This window comes from Pseudomonas sp. S2_H10 (genome assembly GCF_054668285.1).
This window is the reverse complement of record NZ_CP162754.1, coordinates 4,643,526-4,667,883: the sequence shown is the minus strand read 5'-3', so window position 1 is coordinate 4,667,883 and position 24,358 is coordinate 4,643,526. Positions and strand designations below refer to the sequence as shown.

At 60.4% G+C, this 24,358-nt stretch carries 30 protein-coding genes; 13 read left to right on the top strand and 17 right to left on the bottom strand.

What is annotated here, in order from left to right; genetic code table 11:
• Nucleotides 1-88: 88 nt before the first annotated feature.
• Complete coding sequence (algW, locus tag AB4O16_RS20860; RefSeq protein WP_160387052.1) at nucleotides 89-1,249, top strand: Do family serine endopeptidase AlgW; 1,161 nt, start codon at nucleotides 89-91, stop codon at nucleotides 1,247-1,249.
• 123 nt (nucleotides 1,250-1,372) lie between these two features.
• On the opposite strand, the gene hisC is transcribed toward algW, so the two are convergent.
• Entirely contained in the window at nucleotides 1,373-2,425 is a 1,053-nt protein-coding gene (hisC, locus tag AB4O16_RS20855) for a histidinol-phosphate transaminase (protein ID WP_460155702.1), read from the bottom strand.
• Nucleotides 2,426-2,427: 2 nt separating this feature from the next.
• Nucleotides 2,428-3,753: a histidinol dehydrogenase gene (gene hisD / locus AB4O16_RS20850; protein WP_460155701.1), complete on the bottom strand. Its 1,326-nt coding sequence runs from the start codon at nucleotides 3,751-3,753 to the stop codon at nucleotides 2,428-2,430.
• A gap of 18 nt (nucleotides 3,754-3,771) precedes the next feature.
• Between hisD and AB4O16_RS20845 the strand changes: the two genes are divergently transcribed.
• Nucleotides 3,772-3,972, top strand: a complete 201-nt coding sequence (locus AB4O16_RS20845; RefSeq protein ID WP_460155700.1) for a hypothetical protein — start codon at nucleotides 3,772-3,774, stop codon at nucleotides 3,970-3,972.
• A gap of 157 nt (nucleotides 3,973-4,129) precedes the next feature.
• Here AB4O16_RS20845 and hisG read toward each other — a convergent pair whose 3' ends face one another.
• The 8 genes from hisG to AB4O16_RS20805 form a co-directional block, all read right to left on the bottom strand.
• Nucleotides 4,130-4,765, bottom strand: coding sequence for an ATP phosphoribosyltransferase (gene hisG, locus AB4O16_RS20840; RefSeq protein ID WP_060542991.1), 636 nt, complete (start codon nucleotides 4,763-4,765; stop codon nucleotides 4,130-4,132).
• A gap of 127 nt (nucleotides 4,766-4,892) precedes the next feature.
• Nucleotides 4,893-6,158 carry a UDP-N-acetylglucosamine 1-carboxyvinyltransferase gene (gene murA, locus AB4O16_RS20835; RefSeq protein WP_110659054.1) on the bottom strand — a complete coding sequence of 422 codons (1,266 nt, stop codon included), beginning with the start codon at nucleotides 6,156-6,158 and terminating at the stop codon, nucleotides 4,893-4,895.
• Nucleotides 6,159-6,180: 22 nt separating this feature from the next.
• A complete protein-coding gene (locus AB4O16_RS20830) occupies nucleotides 6,181-6,420 on the bottom strand; it encodes a BolA family protein (RefSeq protein WP_007912386.1) in 240 nt (79 codons plus the stop codon).
• A gap of 114 nt (nucleotides 6,421-6,534) precedes the next feature.
• Nucleotides 6,535-6,840, bottom strand: coding sequence for an STAS domain-containing protein (locus AB4O16_RS20825; protein ID WP_150718665.1), 306 nt, complete (start codon nucleotides 6,838-6,840; stop codon nucleotides 6,535-6,537).
• On the bottom strand, nucleotides 6,837-7,478 hold the full coding sequence (locus AB4O16_RS20820) for an MlaC/ttg2D family ABC transporter substrate-binding protein (RefSeq protein ID WP_160387048.1): 642 nt from the start codon (nucleotides 7,476-7,478) through the stop codon (nucleotides 6,837-6,839). The genes AB4O16_RS20825 and AB4O16_RS20820 overlap by 4 nt, the downstream gene beginning before the upstream one ends.
• A gap of 11 nt (nucleotides 7,479-7,489) precedes the next feature.
• Entirely contained in the window at nucleotides 7,490-7,957 is a 468-nt protein-coding gene (mlaD, locus tag AB4O16_RS20815) for an outer membrane lipid asymmetry maintenance protein MlaD (RefSeq protein ID WP_111280917.1), read from the bottom strand.
• Nucleotides 7,957-8,754, bottom strand: coding sequence for a lipid asymmetry maintenance ABC transporter permease subunit MlaE (gene mlaE / locus AB4O16_RS20810; protein WP_160387047.1), 798 nt, complete (start codon nucleotides 8,752-8,754; stop codon nucleotides 7,957-7,959). The genes mlaD and mlaE overlap by 1 nt, the downstream gene beginning before the upstream one ends.
• Entirely contained in the window at nucleotides 8,754-9,563 is an 810-nt protein-coding gene (locus AB4O16_RS20805; protein ID WP_008001295.1) for an ATP-binding cassette domain-containing protein, read from the bottom strand. Before AB4O16_RS20805 ends, mlaE begins: the two co-directional genes overlap by 1 nt.
• Before the next feature lie 276 nt (nucleotides 9,564-9,839).
• Between AB4O16_RS20805 and AB4O16_RS20800 the strand changes: the two genes are divergently transcribed.
• The 10 genes from AB4O16_RS20800 to AB4O16_RS20755 all read left to right on the top strand — a co-directional run bounded on the left by AB4O16_RS20800 (nucleotide 9,840) and on the right by AB4O16_RS20755 (nucleotide 16,926).
• Entirely contained in the window at nucleotides 9,840-10,814 is a 975-nt protein-coding gene (locus tag AB4O16_RS20800; RefSeq protein WP_160387046.1) for a KpsF/GutQ family sugar-phosphate isomerase, read from the top strand.
• Nucleotides 10,814-11,338 (top strand): KdsC family phosphatase, encoded by a 525-nt coding sequence (locus AB4O16_RS20795; RefSeq protein ID WP_460155699.1) that lies wholly within the window; start codon nucleotides 10,814-10,816, stop codon nucleotides 11,336-11,338. Before AB4O16_RS20800 ends, AB4O16_RS20795 begins: the two co-directional genes overlap by 1 nt.
• 7 nt (nucleotides 11,339-11,345) lie before the next feature.
• Nucleotides 11,346-11,918: an LPS export ABC transporter periplasmic protein LptC gene (gene lptC, locus AB4O16_RS20790; RefSeq protein WP_160387045.1), complete on the top strand. Its 573-nt coding sequence runs from the start codon at nucleotides 11,346-11,348 to the stop codon at nucleotides 11,916-11,918.
• On the top strand, nucleotides 11,905-12,453 hold the full coding sequence (lptA, locus tag AB4O16_RS20785; RefSeq protein WP_460155698.1) for a lipopolysaccharide transport periplasmic protein LptA: 549 nt from the start codon (nucleotides 11,905-11,907) through the stop codon (nucleotides 12,451-12,453). The genes lptC and lptA overlap by 14 nt, the downstream gene beginning before the upstream one ends.
• On the top strand, nucleotides 12,453-13,178 hold the full coding sequence (gene lptB / locus AB4O16_RS20780; RefSeq protein WP_008054366.1) for an LPS export ABC transporter ATP-binding protein: 726 nt from the start codon (nucleotides 12,453-12,455) through the stop codon (nucleotides 13,176-13,178). The genes lptA and lptB overlap by 1 nt, the downstream gene beginning before the upstream one ends.
• Nucleotides 13,179-13,424: 246 nt before the next feature.
• Nucleotides 13,425-14,918, top strand: coding sequence for an RNA polymerase factor sigma-54 (locus tag AB4O16_RS20775; protein ID WP_160387043.1), 1,494 nt, complete (start codon nucleotides 13,425-13,427; stop codon nucleotides 14,916-14,918).
• A gap of 74 nt (nucleotides 14,919-14,992) precedes the next feature.
• The gene (hpf, locus tag AB4O16_RS20770; protein ID WP_008018717.1) at nucleotides 14,993-15,301 is read left to right on the top strand and encodes a ribosome hibernation-promoting factor, HPF/YfiA family; all 309 of its coding nucleotides are present in this window, start codon (nucleotides 14,993-14,995) and stop codon (nucleotides 15,299-15,301) included.
• 12 nt (nucleotides 15,302-15,313) lie between these two features.
• Entirely contained in the window at nucleotides 15,314-15,778 is a 465-nt protein-coding gene (gene ptsN / locus AB4O16_RS20765) for a PTS IIA-like nitrogen regulatory protein PtsN (RefSeq protein ID WP_150718657.1), read from the top strand.
• Nucleotides 15,779-15,780: 2 nt separating this feature from the next.
• Complete coding sequence (rapZ, locus tag AB4O16_RS20760; RefSeq protein WP_160387042.1) at nucleotides 15,781-16,638, top strand: RNase adapter RapZ; 858 nt, start codon at nucleotides 15,781-15,783, stop codon at nucleotides 16,636-16,638.
• Nucleotides 16,639-16,653: 15 nt separating this feature from the next.
• On the top strand, nucleotides 16,654-16,926 hold the full coding sequence (locus AB4O16_RS20755; RefSeq protein WP_160387041.1) for an HPr family phosphocarrier protein: 273 nt from the start codon (nucleotides 16,654-16,656) through the stop codon (nucleotides 16,924-16,926).
• Between the two features lie 44 nt (nucleotides 16,927-16,970).
• Here AB4O16_RS20755 and AB4O16_RS20750 read toward each other — a convergent pair whose 3' ends face one another.
• From AB4O16_RS20750 to pmbA, 6 genes are all read right to left on the bottom strand, one after another.
• A complete protein-coding gene (locus AB4O16_RS20750) occupies nucleotides 16,971-17,864 on the bottom strand; it encodes a ZIP family metal transporter (protein WP_460155697.1) in 894 nt (297 codons plus the stop codon).
• A 31-nt stretch (nucleotides 17,865-17,895) separates the two neighbouring features.
• Nucleotides 17,896-18,507 carry a superoxide dismutase gene (locus AB4O16_RS20745; protein WP_460155696.1) on the bottom strand — a complete coding sequence of 204 codons (612 nt, stop codon included), beginning with the start codon at nucleotides 18,505-18,507 and terminating at the stop codon, nucleotides 17,896-17,898.
• 2 nt (nucleotides 18,508-18,509) lie between these two features.
• Entirely contained in the window at nucleotides 18,510-18,938 is a 429-nt protein-coding gene (locus tag AB4O16_RS20740; protein ID WP_460155695.1) for a hypothetical protein, read from the bottom strand.
• 27 nt (nucleotides 18,939-18,965) lie between these two features.
• The gene (locus tag AB4O16_RS20735; RefSeq protein ID WP_160387037.1) at nucleotides 18,966-20,342 is read right to left on the bottom strand and encodes a class II fumarate hydratase; all 1,377 of its coding nucleotides are present in this window, start codon (nucleotides 20,340-20,342) and stop codon (nucleotides 18,966-18,968) included.
• A complete protein-coding gene (locus AB4O16_RS20730) occupies nucleotides 20,335-20,730 on the bottom strand; it encodes a FagA protein (protein WP_150718651.1) in 396 nt (131 codons plus the stop codon). The genes AB4O16_RS20735 and AB4O16_RS20730 overlap by 8 nt, the downstream gene beginning before the upstream one ends.
• Nucleotides 20,731-20,870: 140 nt before the next feature.
• Nucleotides 20,871-22,217: a metalloprotease PmbA gene (pmbA, locus tag AB4O16_RS20725; protein ID WP_460155694.1), complete on the bottom strand. Its 1,347-nt coding sequence runs from the start codon at nucleotides 22,215-22,217 to the stop codon at nucleotides 20,871-20,873.
• Nucleotides 22,218-22,325: 108 nt separating this feature from the next.
• On the opposite strand from pmbA, the gene yjgA reads away from it, so the two are divergent.
• Complete coding sequence (gene yjgA, locus AB4O16_RS20720; RefSeq protein ID WP_008046139.1) at nucleotides 22,326-22,850, top strand: ribosome biogenesis factor YjgA; 525 nt, start codon at nucleotides 22,326-22,328, stop codon at nucleotides 22,848-22,850.
• A 60-nt stretch (nucleotides 22,851-22,910) separates the two neighbouring features.
• Here the strand turns inward: yjgA and tldD are convergent, their stop codons facing one another.
• On the bottom strand, nucleotides 22,911-24,353 hold the full coding sequence (gene tldD, locus AB4O16_RS20715) for a metalloprotease TldD (protein ID WP_460155693.1): 1,443 nt from the start codon (nucleotides 24,351-24,353) through the stop codon (nucleotides 22,911-22,913).
• Nucleotides 24,354-24,358 lie beyond the last annotated feature (5 nt).

The following is a 24,358-nucleotide window of genomic DNA, read 5'->3' as shown; positions in this document are numbered from 1 at the left end:
ATCCCGTTCAGAGGCGCGTGCGGCCTCGTATAATGCGCGTCATTATGAGCGGTCTCATACCGCCTGCAACTCTCTCAGGACGTGCTTAATGCTCAAGGCGCTGCGTTTTTCCGGCTGGCCGCTGTTGGCCGGCGTGCTTGTCGCTCTTTTGATAATCCAGCGTTACCCCGAATGGGTCGGGCTGCCGAGCCTCGACGTCAACCTGCAACAGGCGCCGCAAACCACCAGCATGCAGCAGGGCCCGGTGTCCTATGCTGACGCCGTGACCACCGCCGCGCCGTCGGTGGTGAACCTGTACACCACCAAAGTCATCAACAAGACCAACCATCCGTTGTTCGAAGATCCGCAGTTCCGGCGCTTCTTCGGCGATAACTCGCCCAAGCAGAAACGCATGGAATCGAGCCTCGGCTCCGGCGTGATCATGAGCCCGGAAGGCTACATCCTGACCAACAACCACGTGACCAGTGGCGCCGACCAGATCGTGGTGGCGCTCAAGGACGGCCGGGAAACCCTGGCGCGGGTGATCGGCAGCGACCCGGAGACTGACCTCGCGGTTCTGAAAATCGACTTGAAAAACCTGCCGTCGATCACCGTGGGGCGTTCCGACAACATCCGCATCGGCGACGTCGCGCTGGCCATCGGCAACCCGTTCGGCGTCGGCCAGACCGTGACCATGGGCATTATCAGCGCCACCGGTCGCAACCAGCTTGGCCTGAATAACTACGAAGACTTCATCCAGACCGACGCCGCCATCAACCCCGGCAACTCCGGCGGTGCGCTGGTGGATGCCATCGGCAACCTGACCGGCATCAACACGGCGATCTTCTCCAAGTCCGGCGGCTCCCAGGGCATCGGTTTCGCGATTCCGGTGAAGCTGGCGATGGAAGTGATGAAATCGATCATCGAGCACGGCCAGGTGATTCGTGGCTGGCTGGGTATCGAAGTGCAACCGCTGACCCAGGAACTGGCCGAATCGTTCGGCTTGTCCGGGCGCCCGGGCATTGTCGTGGCGGGGATTTTCCGCGATGGCCCGGCACAGAAGGCCGGCCTGCAACTGGGTGATGTGATTCTTGCCATCGATGGCGAACCGGCCGGTGATGGCCGCCGCTCGATGAATCAGGTGGCGCGGATCAAGCCGACCGACAAAGTCGCGATCCAGGTGATGCGCAACGGCAAGGAACTCAAGCTGACCGCGGAAATCGGCCTGCGTCCGCCGCCGGCACCGGTCAAAGAGAAAGAAGAAAACTAAGCAGGCGACACATGTCCTGTGGGAGCGTGGCTTGCCCGCGATAGGAACACCGCGGTGTATCAGCTATACCGCGTTATCGTTCATCGCGGGCAAGCCACGCTCCCACAAGGGGATAAAGGTGCTTTAGAGGTCGCCCAGGCCGTCGATCAGCGCCTGATTCTGCTCTGGCGTGCCGATGCTGATCCGCAGGAACTGCGCAATCCGCTCCTGCTTGAAGTGCCGGACGATCACGCCTTGCTCGCGCAACTTCGCCGCAAGCCCCGCCGCATCGTGCCGGGGGTGACGGGCAAAGATGAAGTTCGCCGCCGATGGCAGTACTTCAAAACCCTTCTCCTCAAGCTGCGCAACGACCTTCTCTCGACTCTCGATCACCAACCGGCAGGTCTTGTCGAAATACTCGCGATCCTCGAACGCGGCAGCAGCGCCGACATTCGCCATGCGGTCCAGCGGATAGGAGTTGAAGCTGTTCTTGATCCGCTCCAGCGCCTCGATCAGGTCCGGATGCCCCACCGCCAGGCCAACCCGCAAGCCGGCCAGTGAACGGGACTTGGACAGGGTCTGGGTCACCAGCAGGTTCGGGTAACGATCGACCAGCGTGATTGCCGTCTCGCCGCCGAAATCGATGTAGGCCTCGTCCACCACGACCACCGAATCCGGGCTGGCCTTGAGGATCTGCTCCACCGCTTCCAGCGCCAGCAGGCAGCCGGTCGGGGCGTTCGGGTTGGGGAAGATGATCCCGCCGTTCGGCCTGGCGTAGTCCGCCGGGTCGATCCGGAATTGCTCGTCCAGCGGCACCGCGTCGAACTTGATGCCGTACAACCCGCAGTAGACCGGGTAGAAGCTGTAGCTGATGTCCGGGAACAACAGCGGCTGATCGTGCTGCAGCAAGCCGTGGAAGATGTGCGCCAGCACTTCATCGGAGCCGTTGCCGAGAAACACCTGGTTGCTCTGCACGCCGTAGTATTTGGCGACCGCATTCTTCAGCAGATCGCTGTTCGGGTCCGGGTACAGGCGCAGGCTGTCATTGAGTTCGGTTTGCATCGCAGCCAAGGCCTTGGGCGATGGACCGTACGGGTTTTCATTGGTGTTGAGCTTGACCAGTTTCGCCAGCTTCGGCTGTTCGCCCGGCACGTAAGGCACCAGATTCTTGACGAACGGGCTCCAGAATTTACTCATGTTCAGTTCCCCTGCTTGTCGTCAACGATGCGGTATTCGGCACTGCGGGCGTGGGCGGTCAACGACTCGCCACGGGCCAGCACGGAAGCGGTCTTGCCCAACTCGGATGCGCCCTGCTCGGAGCAGAAGATGATCGACGAGCGTTTCTGGAAGTCGTACACACCCAGTGGCGAGGAGAAACGCGCGGTGCCGGAAGTCGGCAACACGTGGTTCGGGCCTGCGCAATAGTCGCCCAGAGCTTCGGACGTGTGACGGCCCATGAAGATCGCGCCGGCGTGGCGGATTTGCGGCAGCCAGGCCTGTGGATCGGCAACGGACAATTCGAGGTGCTCCGGCGCGATGCGGTTGGCCACTTCGATGGCCTGTTCCATGTCGCGAACCTTGATCAGTGCGCCACGGCCGTTGATCGAAGTTTCGATGATCGCGGCACGCTCCATGGTCGGCATCAGTTTAGCGATGCTGGCCGCGACCTTGTCGAGGAACTCGGCGTCGGGGCTGACCAGAATGGCCTGGGCGTCTTCATCGTGCTCGGCCTGGGAGAACAGGTCCATGGCGATCCAGTCGGGATCGGTCTGGCCGTCGCACACCACGAGGATTTCCGAAGGGCCGGCGATCATGTCGATTCCGACCTGGCCGAACACGTGGCGCTTGGCGGTGGCGACATAGATGTTGCCCGGGCCGACCACCTTGTCGACCTTCGGCACGCTTTCGGTGCCGTAAGCCAAAGCGGCAACGGCTTGAGCGCCACCGATGGTGAACACGCGGTCGACGCCGGCGATGCAGGCAGCGGCCAACACCAACTCGTTGATTTCACCGCGCGGGGTCGGAACGACCATGACCACTTCGGTGACGCCGGCGACCTTGGCCGGAATCGCGTTCATCAGCACCGACGACGGGTACGACGCCTTGCCGCCCGGCACGTACAGGCCGGCGCGGTCCAGCGGCGTGACTTTCTGGCCCAGTACGGTGCCGTCGGCTTCGGTGTAGCTCCAGGAGTCCTGCTTCTGCTTCTCGTGGTAGCTGCGTACGCGGGCTGCGGCGACTTCCAGTGCTTCGCGCTGAGGCACGGTGATGCGGGTCAGCGCCAGTTCCAGACGCTCGCGCGGCAGGATCAGGTCGGCCATGGACTTCACGTCCAGCCCATCGAACTGGCGGGTGAAGTCCACCAGTGCCGCGTCGCCACGCTCACGCACGGCCTTGATGATGTCCAGCACCCGCTGATTGACCGAGTCGTCAGACACACTTTCCCAGCTCAGCAGATGATCCAGATGATGCGCGAAATCCGGGTCAGCAGCGTTGAGTCGGCGAATTGCAGTCGGTGCGGTCATAGCGAGAGCCTCATAGGAATGGCAAAAACTCAGGCGCCCGAAGGTGCGCTGACGTTTAACAACGATCGCGTTGGTACTGTGGTCGTGCCAGGCAAGGCGCGGGACGAAGGTAAGGGTTGTTTCCTTACCGAGTCCCGCAACGCAGCATGGCGCGGGCACAGTGCCAACCCGCAGGGCCTTGCTCCAAAAGGCAGGACACTGCGCGATCTTTATTTCTGAGTAATTTTTTCTACTACTGAAAATTGCCTTTTGGAGTAAGGCGCGGTCGTTATTAAACGTCAGCGCACCTTCCCCTGTCAGTCGTTTCCGCTTGGGCACCTGAGAATTCTGGCTATGAGGCGGATAGACGGGCGCGACTTAACGTCGCGCAGGTGAATCAGCCGCGGTGTCGAGACTCCACTGCCTTGCGCAGGGTGTCGATCAACGCCTGGATACGGGCGTGCTGCATCTTCATCGAAGCCTTGTTGACGATCAACCGGGAGCTGATGGCCGCGATGAAATCCTGTGGCTCCAGGCCGTTGGCCCGCAGCGTGTTACCGGTGTCGACCACGTCGATGATCTTGTCTGCCAGACCGATCAGCGGCGCCAGTTCCATCGAACCATAGAGCTTGATGATGTCGACCTGACGGCCCTGTTCGGCGTAATAGCGCTTGGCTACGTTGACGAACTTGGTGGCGATGCGCAGACGGCCCTTGGGCTCGATTGCGCCGACTTTACCGGCGGTCATCAGCTTGCACTGGGCAATCTGCAAGTCCAGCGGCTCGTACAGGCCCTGGCCGCCGTACTCCATCAGCACATCTTTACCGGCGACACCGAGGTCGGCGGCACCGTGCTCGACATAGGTCGGCACATCGGTGGCACGCACGATCAGCAGACGAACATCGTCCTGGGTCGTGGGGATGATCAGCTTGCGGCTCTTGTCCGGATTCTCGGTCGGCACGATGCCTGCTTCAGCCAGAAGCGGCAAAGTGTCGTCAAGGATGCGGCCCTTGGACAGTGCGATAGTCAGCATGGGAAACGTCAGCCCTTAATCAGGAATCTTATGCCCGGTCGCAATCGGCGCCGGACACGCATCGAGCCGGAAACCGGCTCGACATACAACATTCAGCAGGCACCTCCCTGTGCCCATGCAGCAGGAACTAGCCCGGAACGCGACGGATCTTGGCGCCCAGCATCTGCAGTTTTTCTTCGATGCACTCGTAGCCGCGATCTATGTGGTAGATGCGATCGATCAGCGTGTCGCCTTCGGCGATCAGCGCCGAGATCACCAGGCTGGCCGAAGCACGCAGGTCAGTTGCCATCACTGGCGCGCCCTTGAGCTTTTCGGTACCGGTGACGATCGCGGTGTTGCCTTCGACCTGGATCTTGGCGCCCATGCGGTGCAGCTCGTAGACGTGCATGAAACGGTTTTCGAAGATCGTCTCGATCACAGCGCCCGTGCCTTCGGCAATGGCGTTGAGGGAGATGAACTGCGCTTGCATGTCGGTCGGGAACGCCGGGTACGGAGCGGTCCGCACGTTAACGGCTTTAGGCCGCTTGCCATGCATGTTGAGCTCGATCCAGTCTTCGCCGGTGGTGATTTCGGCACCGGACTCACGGAGTTTTTCCAGAACGGCTTCGAGGATGGTCGGATCGGTGTCCTTGACCTTCACACGACCGCCGGTCACGGCAGCGGCTACCAGATAGGTGCCGGTCTCGATACGGTCCGGCATCACCTTGTAAGTGGTGGTGTGCAGACGCTCGACGCCATCGATGGTGATGGTGTCGGTGCCAGCGCCGGAAACCTTGGCACCCATGGCGTTCAGGAAGTTCGCCAGGTCGACCACTTCAGGCTCGCGCGCGGCGTTGGCCAGGACGCTGCGACCCTTGGCCAGGGCAGCAGCCATCATGATGTTCTCGGTACCGGTCACACTGACGGTATCAAAGAAGAAATGCGCACCGCGCAGGCCGCCTTCAGGCGCCTTGGCCTTGATGTAGCCGCCCTCGACGTCGATGACCGCGCCCATGGCTTCCAGGCCGCGGATGTGCAGGTCAACCGGACGCGAGCCGATGGCGCAACCGCCAGGCAGTGCGACTTCGGCTTCGCCGAAACGGGCAACCATCGGGCCCAGCACCAGGATCGACGCACGCATGGTTTTAACCAGTTCGTACGGAGCGATCAGGGTCTTGATGGTGCGCGGGTCGATTTCGACGGCGAGTTTCTCGTCGATCACCGGCTCGATGCCCATGCGACCGAACAGCTCGATCATGGTGGTGATGTCGTGCAGGTGCGGCAGGTTGGCCACGGTCACCGGGCCATCGCACAGCAAGGTGGCAGCCAGGATCGGCAGGGCAGAGTTCTTTGCCCCGGAGATGCGGATTTCGCCGTCAAGACGAGCACCGCCAGTAATAATCAATTTATCCATAAGAATCTCGACGCCCTTGGGCTCAGGTGCGCTCGGCCCAGGCCGCGCTGCTGAAAAATTTCATAGTGACCGCATGGATGCTGCCATCGGTGATCCATGGGTTCAAATGGGCATAGATCTGCTGCTGACGCTTCACCGGGCTCAACGCCGCCAGTTCATCGCTAATCACGTTCAGCTGGAAATTGCAGCCTTCGCCCTCGACTTCTACCAACGTTCCGGGCAGCTTTCCTTCTAGGAAGCTCTTCACTTCTACGGCCTGCATGCTCAACCTCAATCGGCGCCCTGTGCGCGCGGGTCGGACATCATACAAAAAAGCCCCGCGCCTGCGAACCCCGCGGAGCAGGACTCTGACGGGGGGCTTCTTTATAGATGCGGGTTAGGGATGCGCCAACAGCTCGGTCAGCTCGCTGACCTGAGCGATTTCACGCATGTCTTCCGGCATTCCACGGATGCTCAGGGCCTTGCCGGCAGCCTGCGCATCGCGGATAAAGCACAGCAGCAGCGACAAGCCGACACTGCTGGACTTGGTCACCGCCGAACAATCGACCACCAGCGCCGCGGCCTTGCTGGCCTTGATCAGCGCCTTGCCCTGCTCACGCAGGCCAGGGCCGGTACGGTAATCCAGCACGCCACTGAGTCGCAGCTCGCCCGCTTCGTCCATCCGGACTGCCGACTCACTCATTGGGTTTTGTTCTCGGTGGATTCCTTGGCCTTGGCGACTTCCCCGGCCCAACCGTTGATGGTCTTGTCCAGGTCGTTGCCATTGCGCTGCATCGCATCGGCGAACTGATCGCGGAACAGCTTGCCGATGTTGATGCCGTTAATGATGACGTTACGCAGTTTCCACTCGCCGTTGATCTTTTCCATGGTGTAGGACACCGGATAGATCGCACCGCTGCTGCCCTTGACCGTCATGCCGACGCTGGTGCGGTCGCCCGACTCGTCCTTGGCCGGATCAACGGTGATGCCCTGGTTGTTGTACTCCAGCAAGGCATTGCCATAGAACTGGAACAGGCCCTTCTTGAAGTTCTCTTCGAAGGTCTTCATCTGCGCAGGAGATGCTTTCTTCGAGTACTTGACCGTCATGATGCTCTTGGAAATACCCTCGGCATCCACGACCGGCCCGACGATGGTGTCCAGCGCCGTATAGAAATCCTGCGGATCCTGCTTGTACTTTTCCTTGTTGGCCGCCAGGTCGGCGAGCAACCGGTTGGTAGTGTCCTGTACCAGTTCATGCGCCGAAGGCGCCGCCACAGCGTTGGCCACCAGCGGCAGTGCCGCGAGCAGTACCAACAGGCCACGTCGCAAGATAGAGATCATTTAGCAGTTCCTCATTTAGCTTCTTTGCTAACGGTATTGAGCAGGAATTTACCGATCAGGTCCTCGAGCACCAGCGATGACTGCGTGTCATGGATGGTTCCACCATCCTTGAGCAGGGCGTCTTCCCCGCCAACGCTGATACCGATGTACTTCTCGCCCAACAGGCCAGCGGTCAGGATAGATGCAGTGGAGTCCGCCGGCAGATTATCGATGCGTTTTTCCAGCTGCATGGTCACCCGACCGGTAAAGCTGTCGCGATCCAGATCGATGGCCGTGACCTTGCCGATGGTCACACCGGCCATGGTCACCTTTGCTCTGACAGTCAAACCGGCGATATTGTCGAAGTAGGCATAAAGTTTATAGGTGTCGGTGCTCGGAGTCGGGGACAGGCCGCTGACACGCAACGCCAACAAGAGCAAAGCCAGGATGCCGGCCAGCAAGAAAAGGCCGACACCGATTTCCAGGGTGCGGTTTTGCATCAGAAATCTCCAAACATCAAGGCGGTCAGAATAAAGTCCAGGCCGAGCACTGCCAACGAGGCATAGACAACGGTCTTGGTAGTGGCACGACTGATCCCCTCGGAAGTGGGTTCGCAGTCATAGCCTTGGAATACGGCGATCCAGGTCACGACAAAGGCAAAGACGATGCTTTTTATGATCCCGTTGAGCACATCGTCGGAGAACGTCACGCTGTTCTGCATGTTCGACCAGTAGGAACCTTCATAGACCCCCAGCCAGTCGACAGCCACCCACGAGCCGCCCCAGATGCCCACCACGCTGAAAATCATCGCCAGCACCGGCAGGGAAATGAAACCGGCCCACAAGCGTGGCGCAATAATGTACTTGAGCGGGTCAACCCCGATCATCTCCAGGCTGGACAGCTGCTCGGTGGACTTCATGTTGCCGATTTCGGCAGTCAGCGCCGAACCAGCGCGCCCGGCGAAGAGCAAAGCGGTCACCACCGGCCCCAGTTCACGCAGCAGCGTCAGCGCAACCATCTGCCCGACAGCCTGCTCCGAACCATAGCTGGAAAGGATGTTGAAGCCCTGCAGCGCCAGCACCATGCCGATGAACACCCCGGAGACCACGATGATCACCAGGGACATCACGCCCACCGAATGCAGTTGTTTGACCAGCAGCCCGAAACCGCCACCGATACCGCCGCGCCCGAGCAGGGCATGAAACAGGAACAGTGCCGAGCGCCCGAACACCGCCATTACGTCGATGCCTGCCTGGCCGAAGCGGCGAATGCGCTCCATCAATGAAATTCTGCGCATCAGCGCTTCCCCAGAAGATCTGCGCGGTAATCCGTCGCTGGAAAGTGGTACGGAACCGGGCCGTCGGGTTCGCCGGTCATGAACTGACGAATGCGCGGTTCATCCGAGTTCATCAGCTCGTCCGGGGTCCCCTGCCCCAACACCTGACCATCGCCCACCACATAAATGTAATCGGCAATGCTCGCGGTCTCGGCCAGATCGTGGGACACCACGATGCTGGTGATGCCCAGCGCATCGTTGAGCAAACGAATCAGGCGCACCAGAACGCCCATGGCGATGGGGTCCTGGCCGACAAAGGGCTCGTCGTACATGAGGATCTGTGGATCGAGCGCAATCGCCCGGGCCAGCGCAACACGGCGCTTCATGCCGCCGGAAAGCTCGTCGGGCATCAGCTCGATGGCGCCCCGCAAACCCACGGCCTGCAGCTTGAGCAGGACGATGTCGCGGATCATTTCTTCCGGCAGTTGCGTATGAACGCGCAACGGGAAAGCGACGTTCTCGAAGACATCAAGGTCGGTAAACAGTGCACCGCTCTGAAAAAGCACGCCCATATGCTTGCGCGCATCGAACAGGTCGCTGCGTGACAGTTTCGGCAGATTCTGACCGTTGACCCAGACTTCGCCCTTGGTGGGGCGCAGCTGGGCGCCCATCAGACGCAGAAGCGTAGTCTTGCCGCACCCGGAAGGCCCCATGATGCCGGTGACCTTGCCGCGCGGGATACGGATATCGACATTATTGAAAATGCTGCGCGCACCGCGCTTGAAGGACAGTCCCTTCAGCTCGACCGCGTAGGCGTTATCGGCACTCATCTAAACTCCTTGCGATGCAGCCTCTCACTCGGACGCCTGGCTTTCTGACGAAAGCACATACCTCCCGGGCAGGCCGAACTGGCGGCGAACTATATCACTGCAAAGGCTGTGCGCCCAAGGCCAAAGCCGAGCCATATTCGACTGCATGAGCGGTTGAAAGGCCCATTTAGAGGGTTTCGGGTAACAAGGAATGACAATGCGCGACGAACTTGCGTGAGGGATTCGATCATAACCGCTATAATCGCCGCCTTTTCATCAGGCTATACGATTTCTGACATGAGCCAATCCAGCGACCTGATTCAATCAGCACAACGCACCATCCGCCTCGAGGTAGAAGCCGTACAAGGCCTGCTGCCCCATATCGACGCGGATTTCGTACGCGCTTGCGAGATGATTCTGGCCAGCAAAGGCCGCGTGGTCGTGGTCGGCATGGGCAAGTCGGGGCACGTCGGCAACAAGATCGCCGCGACCCTGGCCAGCACCGGCACCACGGCATTTTTTGTGCACCCGGCAGAAGCCAGCCACGGCGACATGGGCATGATCACCCGCGACGACATCATTCTGGCGCTCTCGAATTCCGGCTCCACCAATGAAATCGTGACCCTGCTGCCGTTGATCAAGCGCCTGGGCATTCAGTTGATCAGCATGACCGGCAACCCTGAGTCGCCGCTGGCCAAGGCCGCCGAGGTCAACCTGAATGTTCACGTCGAGCACGAAGCCTGCCCGTTGAACCTGGCACCGACCTCGTCGACCACCGCCGCCCTGGTCATGGGCGACGCCCTGGCGGTCGCGCTGCTGGAAGCCCGTGGTTTTACCGCCGAAGACTTCGCCTTTTCCCATCCCGGCGGTGCCCTGGGCCGACGCCTGCTGCTGAAAGTGGAAAATGTCATGCACGCCGGGCAAGAGTTGCCGCAAGTACAGCGCGGCACCCTGCTGAAGGACGCGCTGATGGAAATGACCCGCAAGGGCCTGGGCATGACCGTGATCCTGGAAGCCGATGGAAAGCTGGCCGGGATCTTTACCGACGGTGACTTGCGTCGAACGCTGGACCGTAGCATCGACATCCATAGCGCTACAATCGACCAGGTCATGACGGCCCATGGCAAGACCGCCCGCGCCGAGATGCTCGCCGCCGAAGCGCTGAAAATCATGGAAGACCATAAAATCAACGCATTGGTCGTGGTCGACAGCGAAGACCGCCCGGTCGGCGCCCTGAACATGCACGACTTGCTGCGTGCAGGAGTAATGTAATGAGTGCAGACCTGCTGCAACGCGGCAAACTGATCAAACTGGCGGTGTTCGATGTCGATGGCGTGCTGACCGATGGCCGCCTGTATTTCCTCGAAGACGGCAGCGAGTTCAAGACGTTCAACACCCTCGACGGCCAGGGCATCAAGATGTTGATGGCCGCCGGCGTGCAGACCGCCATCATCAGCGGTCGCAAGACCCCGGTGGTCGAGCGGCGAGCCAGGAACCTCGGCATCCCGCACCTGTATCAGGGCCGCGAAGACAAACTGGTGGTGCTCGACGAACTGTTGGCCCAGTTGAACCTGAGCTATGAACAGGTGGCCTACCTGGGCGACGACCTGCCGGACCTGCCGGTGATTCGCCGCGTCGGCCTGGGCATGGCGGTGGCCAATGCCGCCGGCTTCGTGCGCGAACACGCTCACGGCATCACCCTTGCCCGTGGCGGCGAAGGTGCCGCGCGCGAATTCTGCGAATTGATCCTGCGCGCCCAGGATCGCCTCGATGCGGCCAATGCGGCGTACCTGTGAGCCCGATATGCTGAGCAAAAAATTTCGCAACACCCTGATCTACAGTTGCATCGCGGCGATATTCGCCGCGGTTGGCTACTGGAACATCAGCCCGGAACGCTTCCTCGACAAGCCGGTAACGCCGGTCGATGAAAACATGGTCGACTATTACGCCATCAACGCCCACAGCGTGCAGTACCTGCCGGACGGCAAGCTGCAATATGATCTGGTGTCCGACAAGGTCGAGCACCTGAAAGCGACCGAAGTGACATTGCTGACCAACCCCGACCTGAACGTATTCCGCGGCACTGAATTCCCGTGGCACGTCCAGAGCCTGCGCGGCGAGGTCAACCCCGATGGCACGCAGGTCGAGTTGATCGACGACGTGCGCATCACGCGCTTCGACGAGAAAAACCGCAAGACCCTGATCACCAGCACCCGCATGACGGTGTTCCCGCAGCAGCAATATGCGCAGACCGAGCAAGACGTTAGAATCGACGGCGCTGGCGGTGTATCGACTGGCAAGGGAATGAAAGCGTATTTGAAAGAAAGCAGGATACACCTGCTATCGAACGTAAGAGGACAGTATGAGGCTCGTTAAAACCCTCCCGATTTTGCTCAGTCTGGGCGCAGCACTGGGAAGCGTGAGCGCCTGGGCTCTGCCGGAAGACCAACAGCAGCCAATCCGCATTCAGGCCGACGATGCCCAACTGGACGACAAGCAAGGTATTGCCACCTATACCGGTGACGTGATCATCACCCAAGGTTCGATGAAGGTTACCGGCAACAAGGTGACCATGACCCGTGCCCCGAATGGCGACATCGACGTGGTGACCTCGGTGGGCAACCTGGCCTACTTCGAGCAGTTGCAAACGGCGGGCGACACCAAACCCGTCCAGGGCTGGGGCGTGACCATCCAGTACCACGCAACGCAGAATCGCGTCGTGCTGATCGACAAGGCCAAGGTCATCGACAAGGACAACAACACCACCCAGGGCGAGAAAATCGTCTACGACACCGAGAAGAAGCTGGCCAGCGCCGGTCGCGCCACCGGTAGCAAGGTGACCGAGTCGCGTCCGCGAATCGACATGGTGATCCAGCCGAAGAAGAAAACCGACGAGAAAAAGGCCCAGTAATGGCAACTCTGAAAGCTCAGCATCTGGCCAAGAGCTACAAGAGCCGCCAGGTCGTGCGTGATGTCAGCCTGTCCATCGACAGCGGTCAGATCGTCGGCCTGCTTGGCCCGAACGGCGCCGGCAAGACCACCTGCTTCTACATGATCGTAGGCCTGGTGCAGGCCGACCAGGGCCGCGTCCTGATCGATGACCTGGACGTCAGCCACCAGCCGATGCACGGCCGCGCAAAGGCCGGTATCGGCTACCTGCCGCAAGAAGCATCGATCTTTCGCAAACTGTCGGTGGCCGACAACATCATGGCCATCCTCGAGACCCGCAAGGAACTCGACAAGGCCGGTCGGCGCAAGGAACTGGAAAGCCTGCTGCAGGAATTCCACATCAGCCACATCCGCGACAACCTCGGCATGAGCCTGTCCGGCGGCGAGCGCCGCCGCGTGGAAATCGCCCGTGCCCTGGCCACCAATCCGAAATTCATCCTCCTCGACGAACCCTTCGCCGGCGTGGACCCGATTTCGGTCGGCGACATCAAGCAGATCATTCACCACCTCAAGGCCAAAGGCATTGGCGTGCTGATCACGGACCACAACGTTCGTGAAACCCTGGATATCTGTGAAACCGCCTACATCGTCAATGACGGTCAACTGATCGCCGAAGGCGACGCAGAGACCATCCTGGCCAACGATCTGGTGAAGGAAGTGTACCTGGGTCACGAGTTCCGCCTGTAAGCGCCGAGCCGTGCCCTGGCAGCCGCCCGGGCACATGACCTGCGGATTCACCAGTGCTTCATGCAACCCGGCGTGAACAGCCCCCGACAAGGGCAATTCAGCAACATATTTTTATCGTTTTTTATTGTTACTGCGCTCTAGGCAAAACCTTCAGTTTCAGGCATATAATTTGCTTATGTTTGGCGCCCCGGCGCCCTGTAGTGGATGGCGCATGTGCGCCGGCGAATAAGGTGTTAAGCCCCTGCCATGAAACCATCGCTAGTCTTGAGAATGGGCCAGCAGCTGACGATGACACCGCAGCTGCAACAGGCCATCCGCCTGCTCCAATTGTCGACCCTGGACCTGCAACAGGAAATCCAGGAGGCCCTGGAGTCCAATCCGATGCTCGAACGCCAGGAAGAAGGCGACGACTTCGACAATTCCGACCCCTTGGCCGACAACGCCGAACAAAAACCCAACACCGATATCCAGGAACCTTCCTACCAGGAAAGCGCACCGACGGTTGACAACCTTGAAGAGGGTGACTGGAACGAGCGCATCCCCAACGAACTCCCTGTCGACACCGCATGGGAAGACGTTTACCAGACCAGCGCCAGCAGCCTGCCCAGCAACGACGATGACGAGTGGGACTTCACCACCCGCACCTCGGCCGGTGAAAGCCTGCAAAGCCACTTGCTGTGGCAACTGAACCTGGCGCCGATGTCCGATACCGATCGGCTGATCGCCGTGACCCTGATCGACTGCATCAACAATCAGGGCTACCTGGACGAAACCCTCGAGGAAATCCTCGAAGCCTTCGACCCGGAACTGGACATCGAGCTGGACGAAATCGAAGCCGTCCTGCACCGCATCCAGCAATTCGAGCCCGCCGGCATCGGCGCCCGCAACCTGGGCGAATGCCTGCTGCTGCAATTGCGCCAGCTACCCGCCAAGACCCCTTGGCTGGCCGAGGCCAAGCGCCTGGTCAGCGACTACATCGACTTGCTGGGCAGCCGCGACTACAGCCAGTTGATGCGCCGCATGAAGCTCAAGGAAGACGAGCTGCGCCAAATCATCGAACTGGTCCAGAGCCTCAATCCGCGCCCGGGCTCGCAGATCGAGTCGACCGAAGCCGAGTACGTCGTTCCCGACGTGATCGTGCGCAAGGACAACGAACGCTGGCTGGTGGAGCTCAATCAGGAGTCGGTGCCACGGCTGCGGGTCAATGCCCAGTACGCCGGTTTCGTGCGCCGCGCCGACACCAGCGCCGACAACACTTTCATGCGCAATCAGCTGCAGGAGGCTCGCTGGTTCATCAAGAGCCTGCAAAGCCGCAATGAAACCCTGATGAAGGTTGCCACCCAGATCGTCGAGCATCAGCGCGGTTTCCTCGAATATGGCGACGAAGCCATGAAGCCGCTGGTCCTGCATGACATCGCCGAAGCGGTCGGCATGCATGAGTCGACGATTTCACGGGTGACCACCCAGAAGTTCATGCACACCCCCCGGGGCATTTATGAACTGAAATACTTTTTTTCAAGTCATGTAAGCACCTCAGAGGGCGGCGAATGCTCGTCCACGGCCATCCGGGCGATCATCAAAAAACTGGTTGCCGCGGAAAATCAGAAAAAGCCGTTGAGTGACAGCAAGATCGCTGGTTTACTGGAGGCACAAGGCATTCAGGTGGCTCGCCGCACCGTCGCCAAGTACCGCGAATCCCTCGGGATCGCGCCTTCGAGCGAACGCAAGCGGTTGATGTAGGGCCACGCCACAGCGTTCCAGTGGTAGATCATCTGATCTGCCGCTTTATGCACTGGCAACGAAGGAGAAGCTGTATGCAAGTCAACATCAGTGGACACCAACTGGAAGTGACCGAACCTCTTCGCTCCTACATCGGCGAAAAACTCGAACGATTGGAGCGACATTTCGACAAGATCACTAATGTGCAGGTCACGATGACCGTCGAAAAGTTGAAGCAGAAAATCGAAGCCACGCTGCATATTCCCGGGAATGAAGTGGTCGCCAACGCGGAGCATACTGATATGTATGCGGCGATCGACGCACTCACCGACAAGCTGGATAAACAACTCAAAAAGCATAAGGAAAAGACCCAGAGCCTCCTCCAGGGCGCAACCGGTCGTTAACACTCCCTACCCATGATCCGACTTGAAAGTATCCTGACCCCCGGCCGTTCCCTGGTGAACGTGCCGGGCGGCAGTAAAAAGAAAGCCCTCGAACAAATTGCCAATCTGATCGCCCGCGAAGTGCCGGCCCTGGAGATGCAAGATGTCTTCGAGGCGCTGATCGCCCGTGAAAAACTCGGTTCCACCGGTTTTGGCAACGGCATTGCGATTCCACATTGCCGTCTCAAGGGCTGTGTGTCGCCCATCAGTGCATTGATGCACCTGGACGCCCCAATAGATTTTGACGCCATCGACGGCGCGCCGGTTGACCTGCTGTTCGTACTGCTGGTCCCGGAAGCCGCCACCGATGCGCACCTGGAGCTGCTGCGACAGATCGCCAGCATGCTCGACCGCAAGGAAGTTCGCGAAAAACTGCGTAATGCCGCAAGCAATGAAGCCCTGTATCAGGTTGTCCTGGACGAGCAAAACGGTCAGTAATCATGCGCTTGATCATCGTCAGTGGCCGTTCCGGCTCAGGTAAAAGTACCGCCCTCAACGTACTTGAGGACAACGGCTACTACTGCATCGACAATCTGCCTGCCGGCCTGCTGCCGGAACTGGCCGAACGAGCGTTGATTCACACCGAGCTGATGCAGCCGCTGGTCGCCGTCTCCATTGACGCCCGCAACCTGCCCAGCCATCTGTCACGCTTCCCCGACCTGCTCGAAGAAGTCCGCAGCCGCCACATCCAGTGCGATGTCCTGTATCTGGACGCCGACGAAGAAACCCTGCTCAAGCGCTTCTCGGAAACCCGCCGGCGCCATCCCCTGAGCAACGCCAACCGCTCGCTGGCCGAAGCCATCAATGTCGAGAGCGTGCTGCTCGGGCCGATTGCCGACCTCGCCGACCTCAAGATCAACACCACCAGCCTGAACCTGTACCAACTGCGCGACACCATCAAGCTGCGCCTGCTGAATCAACCGGAACCCGGCACTGCCTTCCTGGTGGAGTCGTTCGGATTCAAGCGTGGCATGCCGGTGGACGCCGACCTGGTGTTCGATGTGCGCTGCCTGCCCAACCCTTACTGGAAGCCGGAATTGCGCGAGCAGTCCGGGCTCGATCAGCCGGTTGCCGATTACCTGGCGGCACAGCCGGATGTCGAAGAGATGTTCCAGGACATTTCCACATACCTGCTAAAGTGGCTGCCTCGTTTTGCCGCCAGCAACCGCGCCTACGTCACCATTGCCATTGGCTGCACGGGCGGACATCACCGCTCCGTCTACCTGACTGAGCGTCTGGGGCAGGCGCTGCAAAAAACCCTGAAGAACGTCCAGGTTCGCCACCGCGACCTCAGCTAAAGGATTCACATCGCGATGCCTGCTCTGGAAATCGAAATCATCAATAAACTGGGCCTGCACGCCCGCGCTTCTGCAAAATTCGTTGGGGTGGCAGGTCAGTTCCCGTGCCAGATCCGGGCCGGTCGCACACCAGAATCAATGGTCGATGGCAAAAGCATCATGGCGATGATGATGCTGGCCGCCGGCAAAGGCACCACGATCCACTTGAGCACGGAAGGCGAGCAGGAACAGGAAGCGCTGGCTGCGCTGGTGGCGTTGATCAACAACTTCTTCGACGAAGGCGAGTAAAGGCCAGGGCTTGGTAGTAAGGGGGCAAGCCCCCTCTCCACAAATCAGGCCAAAGCCGTATCCATCACCATCATCAGGCAAAATCCCATCAGCAGTCCAAGGCTGGCAAGCTTGTCATGACCATTGCGGCGCGACTCGGGAATGACTTCGTGGGTCACCACCAGCAACATGGCCCCCGCCGCCAACGCCAACCCCAAAGGCAACAACAGCTCGGCCAGGCTCACCAGCCAGGCGCACAACAGCGCGAACACCGGTTCGACCAAGCCTGAGGCGGCACCTATCAGGAACGCCTTGACCCGAGACATCCCCGCCCCGGCCAAAACCAACGCGATGACCAACCCTTCCGGCACATCCTGCAAGGCAATGCCCATCGCCAGGCTGTCGGCATCCGGCATGCCGCCGCCGGCAGAAACACCAACCGCCATGCCTTCGGGAATGTTGTGGGCAATGATCGCAAACACAAACAGCCAGATGCGCGGAGGAATGACCGGTCGCTCCAGGGTGCCGACCAGCATTTGCGGGCTGGCACCGGAGACTTTCCGGTCCACGAGGAACAGCCCGAACGCGCCGAGCATGATGCCGAAGCTGATCAGCCCACTGGACGCCCAGGGTGACAAGCCAAGCCCTTCGGCGGCAGCGATGCCCGGAACGATCAACGAAAATGCCGTTGCCGCGAGCATCACGCCAGCGCCAAAACCAAGCAAAGTGTCGCTGAGCATCTGCGGCATCCGCCGAATCACCAACACAGGCACGGCACCCAGCGCGGTGCCCAGGGCGCAGATCGCACCGCCCTGCAATGCACGCAGCAACTTCGGTTCAAGGTCGAGCCAGGCCAATCCATGGGCAACCAAAAGGCTCATACCCGCCAGCAGTAACAACGATCCGAACGCGTAACGAAACATCCGTCCACTTCCGATCGCCAGTGTTTCAGTGCCCATAGTCCAGCCTTGGATTGTTTTTGTAGAAGACCTAAGCCAGTGCGGCTTGATAGCGCGCAGCGACTTGCGGCCAATTGATCACGTTGTAGAACGCGCCGATGTACTCAGGACGGCGGTTCTGATAGCGCAGGTAATAGGCATGCTCCCAGACGTCGAGGCCCAGGATCGGCCTATTGCCGTTCATTAGCGGGCTGTCCTGGTTACCGCTGCTTTCCACCACCAGTTTTTTTTGCGGGGTCACGCTCAGCCAGGCCCAGCCACTGCCGAAGCGGGTCAACGCAGCTTTGGTGAAGGCATCCCTGAAACTGTCGAGCCCGCCCAATTGCTCGTCGATAGCCTTGGCCAGCGCGCCTTCGGGTTTACCTCCGCCGCCGGGCGCCATGACTTCCCAGAACAACGAATGGTTGGCGTGGCCGCCGCCCTGATTGATCACCGCCACGCGCAGTTTTTCCGGCAGTTGCTGAACGGCGGACACCAGCTTCTCCACCGGCCACTCGGCATACTCGGTGCCTTCGACTGCCGCGTTGAGGTTGTTGATGTAAGTCTGGTGATGCTTGGTGTAGTGGATCTCCATGGTCTGCGCATCGATGTGCGGTTCCAGGGCGTCGTAGGCGTAGGGCAAGGCAGGCAAGGTAAAAGCCATGTTCAATGGACTCCATGATGATGAGGCGCAGGCGAAGCGACATTGATGTGCAGCAGTCGATGGGTGCGCGGATATTCGCCGTGCTCGCTGATGAAATTCAGCAGTTCGACGTAGGTCTTGCTGCTCTGGCGCAACGCGGCTTCACGCAATGTTTGTGGGAGCCTCGAGTCCTGCATGGTCTGCAACAACCGTTGATGGATGGCGCACAGGTATTCGGCGCTCTCCTCCGGCTGGTTCAGGCGCAAGTGCAGGTCCGCCAGGTTGTGATGGGAAATCACGCAAGCTGCCACCGCTTCGTCGGCATCCGCCCAGCGTTCAAACAGCACCTGGGCCAGAGCCAATGCCTGCAGATACGCCTCGCGGGCATCGACCAGTTCACCCTGCATGAAAAAGCGGTTGGCTCTTTCGATCGTGCGTTTCCAGTGCTCCATGGTGCGCCTCCAAAGCGGTAGCGGGGCTTACACGCCGCCTGCGGTGAGTTTTTCCGGGTTGAGCAATTCTTCCAGCTGGCCGCGCGACAGATCAGTGTGCTCCAAGGCGACGTCAATCACCGGGCGGCCTTGCTGATAAGCCTTCTTGGCAATCTCGGCGGCCTTCTGGTAACCGATGATCGGGTTGAGCGCCGTGACCAGAATCGGGTTGCGTGACAACGCTTCCTTGATCCGGCTCTCGTTGACCTTGAAGCTGGCGATCGCCTTGTCCGCCAGCAGACGGCTGGAGTTGGCCAGCAACTCGATGCTGCTCAGCAGGTTCTGGGCAATGATCGGCAGCATCACGTTCAGTTCGAAGTTGCCCGACTGGCCGGCGATAGTGATGACGCTGTCGTTGCCGATGACCTGAGCCGCGACCATCGCGGTAGCCTCGGGAATGACTGGGTTGACCTTGCCTGGCATGATCGAAGAACCCGGCTGCAACGCTTCCAGTTCGATCTCGCCAAGGCCGGCCAACGGGCCGGAGTTCATCCAGCGCAGGTCGTTGGCGATTTTCATCAGCGATACGGCGGTGGTTTTCAGTTGCCCGGAGACTGCGACGGCGGTGTCCTGGGAACCAATCAGCGCGAACAAGTCCTGACCTGGCTTGAACTCGACCTGGGTCAATTTGCTGAGTTGCTGGCTGAAGCGCGCTGCAAATTCGGGGTGGGCGTTGACGCCCGTCCCGACCGCCGTACCGCCCTGGGCCAGTGATTGCAGGCTTGGCTGCAAGTCTTGCAGATGGCCGATGTTGGCCTTGAGCTGCTGCGCCCAGCCGTTGAGCACCTGGCTCATACGCACCGGCATCGCATCCATCAGGTGCGTACGCCCGGTCTTGACGTGGTGATGAACTTGCCCGGCCTTGCGCTCGATGACCTGGACCAGGTGCGTCAACGCCGGCAGCAGTTGCTCGTGCAAGGCCAACGCCGCACTGACATGAATGGTGGTCGGAATGATGTCGTTGCTGCTTTGGCCACAGTTGACGTGGTCATTGGGGTTCACCGTCTCGCCGAGCAAGCGGCTGGCGAGCGTGGCGATCACTTCGTTGGCGTTCATGTTGGAGCTGGTGCCCGAGCCGGTCTGGAACACATCCACCGGAAAGTGCTGCATGAAATCGCCTTCGAGCAGGCCCTGGGCCGCATCGACAATGGCTTTGCCCTGGGCTTCACTGATCTGCTTGAGCTCGACGTTGGCGCGTGCCGCTGCCGCCTTGGCCAGGATCAGCGCGCGAATGAACTGCACCGGCATCGGCTTGCCGCTGATCGGGAAATTATCCACCGCACGTTGCGTCTGTGCGCCGTACAGGGCGTCTTCCGGGACGTTCAATTCGCCCATGCTGTCGCGTTCGATACGGGTATTACTCATCGGGAGACCCTTGCATCAGTTCTATGAGAGGAATCGAGGGCTGTAACTCACAAGTCGCGAGTTGCCAGGTGTAGCTCTGCCAGCGTTTGAGGCGGCATTTGCACAACGACAGGCGTTCGAGTTCGCGTAGCGGGCGCCAGGCCTGGTCCAGGCAGTACGTGCGCCAGTGCCACGGCAGCGCGACATCGGCGGCGGTGTCGAGCAGCAAACGGAAGGAGGTTTCGGCGACGGTCCAGGGCGAGGTTGCCGTGCAAGCTGCCAGATACCGGCCTTCGGCCAGGTAATGGTCGATCAGGCGAGGCTCGTCGGGATTCATCGCACAGCGGATCTGGCGACTCATCCAGCGCCAGCTTTCGAGGTAAGGCAGCTCGTGCAAGACAGAACTCATGATCCGGGGCTCGCTCGGTAATGAGATTTATTATTAAATGATAATGAGAAACAAAACAAGTTTTGTAGGATCGCGTAGACCCAATAAAAAAAGGCGCGCCACCCAATGGGTGGCGCGCCTTTTGGTGAAGCGGCCGAGGTTTAGCTACCCGCTACCGTCATCCGGTCGATCAACACCGAACCGGTGCGAATGTTGCTGCGCAGCTCCAGGTCATTACCCACCGCGACGATCTGCTTGAACATGTCGCGCATGTTGCCGGCGATGGTCACTTCCTGGACCGCGAACTGGATTTCGCCGTTCTCGACCCAGTAACCCGCCGCGCCGCGGGAATAGTCACCGGTCACCATGTTCAGGCCCTGGCCCATCAGCTCGGTCACCAACAGCCCGCGTCCCATGCGCCGCAGCAAGGCCGCCTGGTCTTCATCGCCACGGGTGACGAACAGGTTGTGCACGCCGCCGGCGTTGGCGGTGCTTGGCATGCCCAGCTTGCGGCCGGAGTAGGTGCCGAGGATGTACGACACCAACTCGCCTTTTTCGACGAACGGTTTGGCATAGGTTGCCAAACCATCGCCATCGAACGCTGCGCTGCCCATGGCACGCATCAAGTGCGGGCGCTCGTCGATGGTCAGCCACTCTGGAAACAGCTTCTGACCGAGAGTGCCTTCAAGGAACGACGACTTGCGATACAGGCTGCCGCCGGAAATCGCCGACAGGAAACTGCCGAACAGCCCCCCGGCCAACTCCGCGGAAAACAGCACCGGCACCTCACAGGTCGGCACCGGGCGCGCGCCCAGACGGCTCGCCGCCCGTTGCGCGGCGCGCTGGCCGATGCTGACCGGATCGGCCAGCAGATTGCCCTGGCGGTTCACGTCGTACCAGTAATCGCGCTGCATCTGGCCGTCCGCTTCAGCGATCATCACGCAGCTCAAGCTGTGACGAGTCGATGCGTAACCGCCGATGAACCCGTGGCTGTTGCCATAGACGCGGCAGCCCTGGTGGGTGCTGAGGGTCGTGCCGTCGGCGTTCTTGATCCGCGCGTCGGCATCGAAGGCCGCCGCTTCACAGATCAAGGCTTTTTCGATGGCCTGCTCCGGGGTGATGTCCCATTCGTGGAAAAGATCAAAATCCTGCAGGTCCCTGGCCATCAGCGCGGCATCCGCCAGGCCCGAGGCTTCGTCTTCGGAAGTGTGCTTGGCGATGGCCAGTGCAGCGGCAACCGTCTCGCGAATCGCTTCCGGACCGCTGGCAGAAGTGCTGGCCGAGCCTTTGCGCTGGCCAACGTACAGCGTGATGCCAAAACCCTGATCGCGGTTGAACTCAACGGTTTCGACCTCACGCTGACGCACCGAAGTCGACAAGCCCTGCTCCAGTGACACCGCCACTTCACAGGCGCTGGCCCCTTGGCGCTTGGCTTCAGCGATGATCTGCTCGACTTGTTCCTGCAGTGCCGGCAATGCTTGTGGGCCGACGCTTTCAACTGCACTCATGCTGTTCTCCACTCAAATTCTGCTTTCGGTAACGGTCATCGAGCGACCGGGCCGGACAAGCGGCCCCCGACTGGTTATCATGGCGGCGTTTCTTAGCGGACTGCCACCATGGTTGATTCTTACGACGACTCCCTCGATACGGGAGAAAAAAGCAAATCCCAGGTCAAACGCGAGCTGCATGCTCTGGTTGACCTTGGCGAGCGCCTTACAACACTCAAGCCTGACTTGCTGGCAAAACTGCCCTTGACCGACGGAATGCGTCGGGCTCTGGCCGATGCGCCCAAGCACACCGCGAACATCGCGCGTAAACGGCATCTTCAGTTCATCGGCAAGCTGATGCGCGATCAGGACACTGCCGCCATTCTGGTTCTGCTCGATCAACTCGATGCCTCCACCCGTCAATACAACGAACGCTTCCATAACCTGGAGCGCTGGCGCGATCGTCTGATCGCCGGCGACGATGCCGTTCTGGAAAAATTCGTCGTCGACTACCCGGACGCGGACCGCCAGCAATTGCGTTCCCTGATCCGTCAGGCCCAGCATGAGCTTGCGCAAAACAAGCCTCCTGCTTCCAGCCGTAAAATCTTCAAGTACATCCGTGAGCTGGACGAGACTCAACGCGGTCTGCGTTAATTCTCGAATCGGGTGAGTTGCCATGCAACTCACCCGCAGCTTCACTGTTTCAAAAGCCGCTTACGACCCCGTGCCACCCACGGTGATCGCATCAATCTTCAGCGTTGGCTGGCCGACACCCACCGGCACCGACTGCCCATCCTTGCCGCACGTGCCCACGCCGCTGTCCAGCGACAGGTCGTTACCGACCATCGACACCTTGCTCATGGCTTCCGGCCCGTTACCGATCAACGTTGCGCCTTTGACCGGCGCGGTGATCTTGCCGTCCTCGATCAGGTACGCTTCGCTGGTGGAGAACACGAACTTGCCGCTGGTGATGTCCACCTGACCGCCACCGAGGTTGGCGCAGTAGATGCCGCGTTTCACCGAGGCGATGATTTCCGCCGGGTCGCTTTCGCCGGCGAGCATGTAGGTGTTGGTCATGCGCGGCATCGGCAGGTGCGCGTAGGATTCACGACGGCCGTTACCCGTGCGCGCCACGCCCATCAGGCGGGCGTTGAGCTTGTCCTGCATGTAGCCCTTGAGTACGCCGTTTTCGATCAGCGTGGTGCACTCGGTCGGCGTGCCTTCGTCATCGACGCTCAACGAGCCGCGACGACCGGCCAGGGTGCCGTCATCGACAATGGTGCACAGCTTCGACGCAACCATCTCGCCCATGCGCCCGCTGTAGGCCGAACTGCCCTTGCGGTTGAAATCGCCTTCCAGACCATGACCGACGGCTTCGTGCAGCAGCACGCCCGACCAGCCGGAACCGAGCACCACCGGCAGCGTACCGGCCGGAGCCGGAATGGCTTCAAGGTTGACCAGCGCCTGGCGCAACGCTTCACGGGCATAGCCCATGGCGCGGTCTTCGCAGAGGAAATAGCGGTAATCGGTCCGCCCGCCACCGCCATGACCGCCGCGCTCGCGACGACCGTTCTGCTCGACGATCACACTGACGTTGAAACGCACCAACGGCCGCACATCCGCCGCCAGGCCGCCGTCGGTGGAAGCCACCAGAATCCGCTCCCAGACACCGGCCATGCTCACGGTCACTTGCTGGATGCGCGGGTCGAGGGCGCGGGTCGCGGCGTCGACGCGCTTGAGCAAGTCGACTTTCTCGGCACGGGTCAGTACCTCCAGCGGGTTGTCCGGCGCATACAACTGCGCGACATCCTGGCTGGTAAAGGCTTGTACCGTGCCGTGTTGCCCGGCCCGGGAAATCGAACGGGCGGCACGCGCCGCCGCGCCCAAGGCTTCCAGGGTGATGGCATTGCTGTAGGCAAAACCGGTTTTTTCACCCGATTGCGCGCGTACGCCCACACCCTGGTCAAGGTTGAAGCTGCCTTCCTTGACGATGCCGTCTTCCAGCGCCCAGGACTCGGAGATCTGCCCCTGGAAATACAGGTCGGCCGCATCGATGCCCGGCCCGGCCAGATCGCCGAGCACGCCTTGCAGGCTCTCGATCGTGACGCCACCGGGCGCCAGCAGGTGTTCACTGACTGAGGACAACAACTCGCTCATATGCT

What these genes read in the sequence shown, in the direction of transcription:
- rapZ (WP_160387042.1), top strand. Translation starts at nt 15,781, where the DNA reads ATGCGCTTGATCATCGTCAGTGGCCGTTCCGGCTCAGGTAAAAGTACC.
- tldD (WP_460155693.1), bottom strand. Translation starts at nt 24,353, where the DNA reads ATGAGCGAGTTGTTGTCCTCAGTCAGTGAACACCTGCTGGCGCCCGGT.
- AB4O16_RS20745 (WP_460155696.1), bottom strand. Translation starts at nt 18,507, where the DNA reads ATGGCTTTTACCTTGCCTGCCTTGCCCTACGCCTACGACGCCCTGGAA.
- AB4O16_RS20740 (WP_460155695.1), bottom strand. Translation starts at nt 18,938, where the DNA reads ATGGAGCACTGGAAACGCACGATCGAAAGAGCCAACCGCTTTTTCATG.
- hisC (WP_460155702.1), bottom strand. Translation starts at nt 2,425, where the DNA reads ATGAGTAAATTCTGGAGCCCGTTCGTCAAGAATCTGGTGCCTTACGTG.
- mlaE (WP_160387047.1), bottom strand. Translation starts at nt 8,754, where the DNA reads ATGCGCAGAATTTCATTGATGGAGCGCATTCGCCGCTTCGGCCAGGCA.
- AB4O16_RS20805 (WP_008001295.1), bottom strand. Translation starts at nt 9,563, where the DNA reads ATGAGTGCCGATAACGCCTACGCGGTCGAGCTGAAGGGACTGTCCTTC.
- murA (WP_110659054.1), bottom strand. Translation starts at nt 6,158, where the DNA reads ATGGATAAATTGATTATTACTGGCGGTGCTCGTCTTGACGGCGAAATC.
- pmbA (WP_460155694.1), bottom strand. Translation starts at nt 22,217, where the DNA reads ATGAGTGCAGTTGAAAGCGTCGGCCCACAAGCATTGCCGGCACTGCAG.
- lptB (WP_008054366.1), top strand. Translation starts at nt 12,453, where the DNA reads ATGGCAACTCTGAAAGCTCAGCATCTGGCCAAGAGCTACAAGAGCCGC.
- AB4O16_RS20800 (WP_160387046.1), top strand. Translation starts at nt 9,840, where the DNA reads ATGAGCCAATCCAGCGACCTGATTCAATCAGCACAACGCACCATCCGC.
- lptA (WP_460155698.1), top strand. Translation starts at nt 11,905, where the DNA reads ATGAGGCTCGTTAAAACCCTCCCGATTTTGCTCAGTCTGGGCGCAGCA.
- hisG (WP_060542991.1), bottom strand. Translation starts at nt 4,765, where the DNA reads ATGCTGACTATCGCACTGTCCAAGGGCCGCATCCTTGACGACACTTTG.
- AB4O16_RS20755 (WP_160387041.1), top strand. Translation starts at nt 16,654, where the DNA reads ATGCCTGCTCTGGAAATCGAAATCATCAATAAACTGGGCCTGCACGCC.
- lptC (WP_160387045.1), top strand. Translation starts at nt 11,346, where the DNA reads ATGCTGAGCAAAAAATTTCGCAACACCCTGATCTACAGTTGCATCGCG.
- AB4O16_RS20820 (WP_160387048.1), bottom strand. Translation starts at nt 7,478, where the DNA reads ATGATCTCTATCTTGCGACGTGGCCTGTTGGTACTGCTCGCGGCACTG.
- ptsN (WP_150718657.1), top strand. Translation starts at nt 15,314, where the DNA reads ATGATCCGACTTGAAAGTATCCTGACCCCCGGCCGTTCCCTGGTGAAC.
- AB4O16_RS20825 (WP_150718665.1), bottom strand. Translation starts at nt 6,840, where the DNA reads ATGAGTGAGTCGGCAGTCCGGATGGACGAAGCGGGCGAGCTGCGACTC.
- AB4O16_RS20845 (WP_460155700.1), top strand. Translation starts at nt 3,772, where the DNA reads ATGGCAAAAACTCAGGCGCCCGAAGGTGCGCTGACGTTTAACAACGAT.
- mlaD (WP_111280917.1), bottom strand. Translation starts at nt 7,957, where the DNA reads ATGCAAAACCGCACCCTGGAAATCGGTGTCGGCCTTTTCTTGCTGGCC.
- AB4O16_RS20730 (WP_150718651.1), bottom strand. Translation starts at nt 20,730, where the DNA reads ATGAGTTCTGTCTTGCACGAGCTGCCTTACCTCGAAAGCTGGCGCTGG.
- AB4O16_RS20830 (WP_007912386.1), bottom strand. Translation starts at nt 6,420, where the DNA reads ATGCAGGCCGTAGAAGTGAAGAGCTTCCTAGAAGGAAAGCTGCCCGGA.
- yjgA (WP_008046139.1), top strand. Translation starts at nt 22,326, where the DNA reads ATGGTTGATTCTTACGACGACTCCCTCGATACGGGAGAAAAAAGCAAA.
- hisD (WP_460155701.1), bottom strand. Translation starts at nt 3,753, where the DNA reads ATGACCGCACCGACTGCAATTCGCCGACTCAACGCTGCTGACCCGGAT.
- AB4O16_RS20750 (WP_460155697.1), bottom strand. Translation starts at nt 17,864, where the DNA reads ATGGGCACTGAAACACTGGCGATCGGAAGTGGACGGATGTTTCGTTAC.
- AB4O16_RS20735 (WP_160387037.1), bottom strand. Translation starts at nt 20,342, where the DNA reads ATGAGTAATACCCGTATCGAACGCGACAGCATGGGCGAATTGAACGTC.
- hpf (WP_008018717.1), top strand. Translation starts at nt 14,993, where the DNA reads ATGCAAGTCAACATCAGTGGACACCAACTGGAAGTGACCGAACCTCTT.
- AB4O16_RS20775 (WP_160387043.1), top strand. Translation starts at nt 13,425, where the DNA reads ATGAAACCATCGCTAGTCTTGAGAATGGGCCAGCAGCTGACGATGACA.
- algW (WP_160387052.1), top strand. Translation starts at nt 89, where the DNA reads ATGCTCAAGGCGCTGCGTTTTTCCGGCTGGCCGCTGTTGGCCGGCGTG.
- AB4O16_RS20795 (WP_460155699.1), top strand. Translation starts at nt 10,814, where the DNA reads ATGAGTGCAGACCTGCTGCAACGCGGCAAACTGATCAAACTGGCGGTG.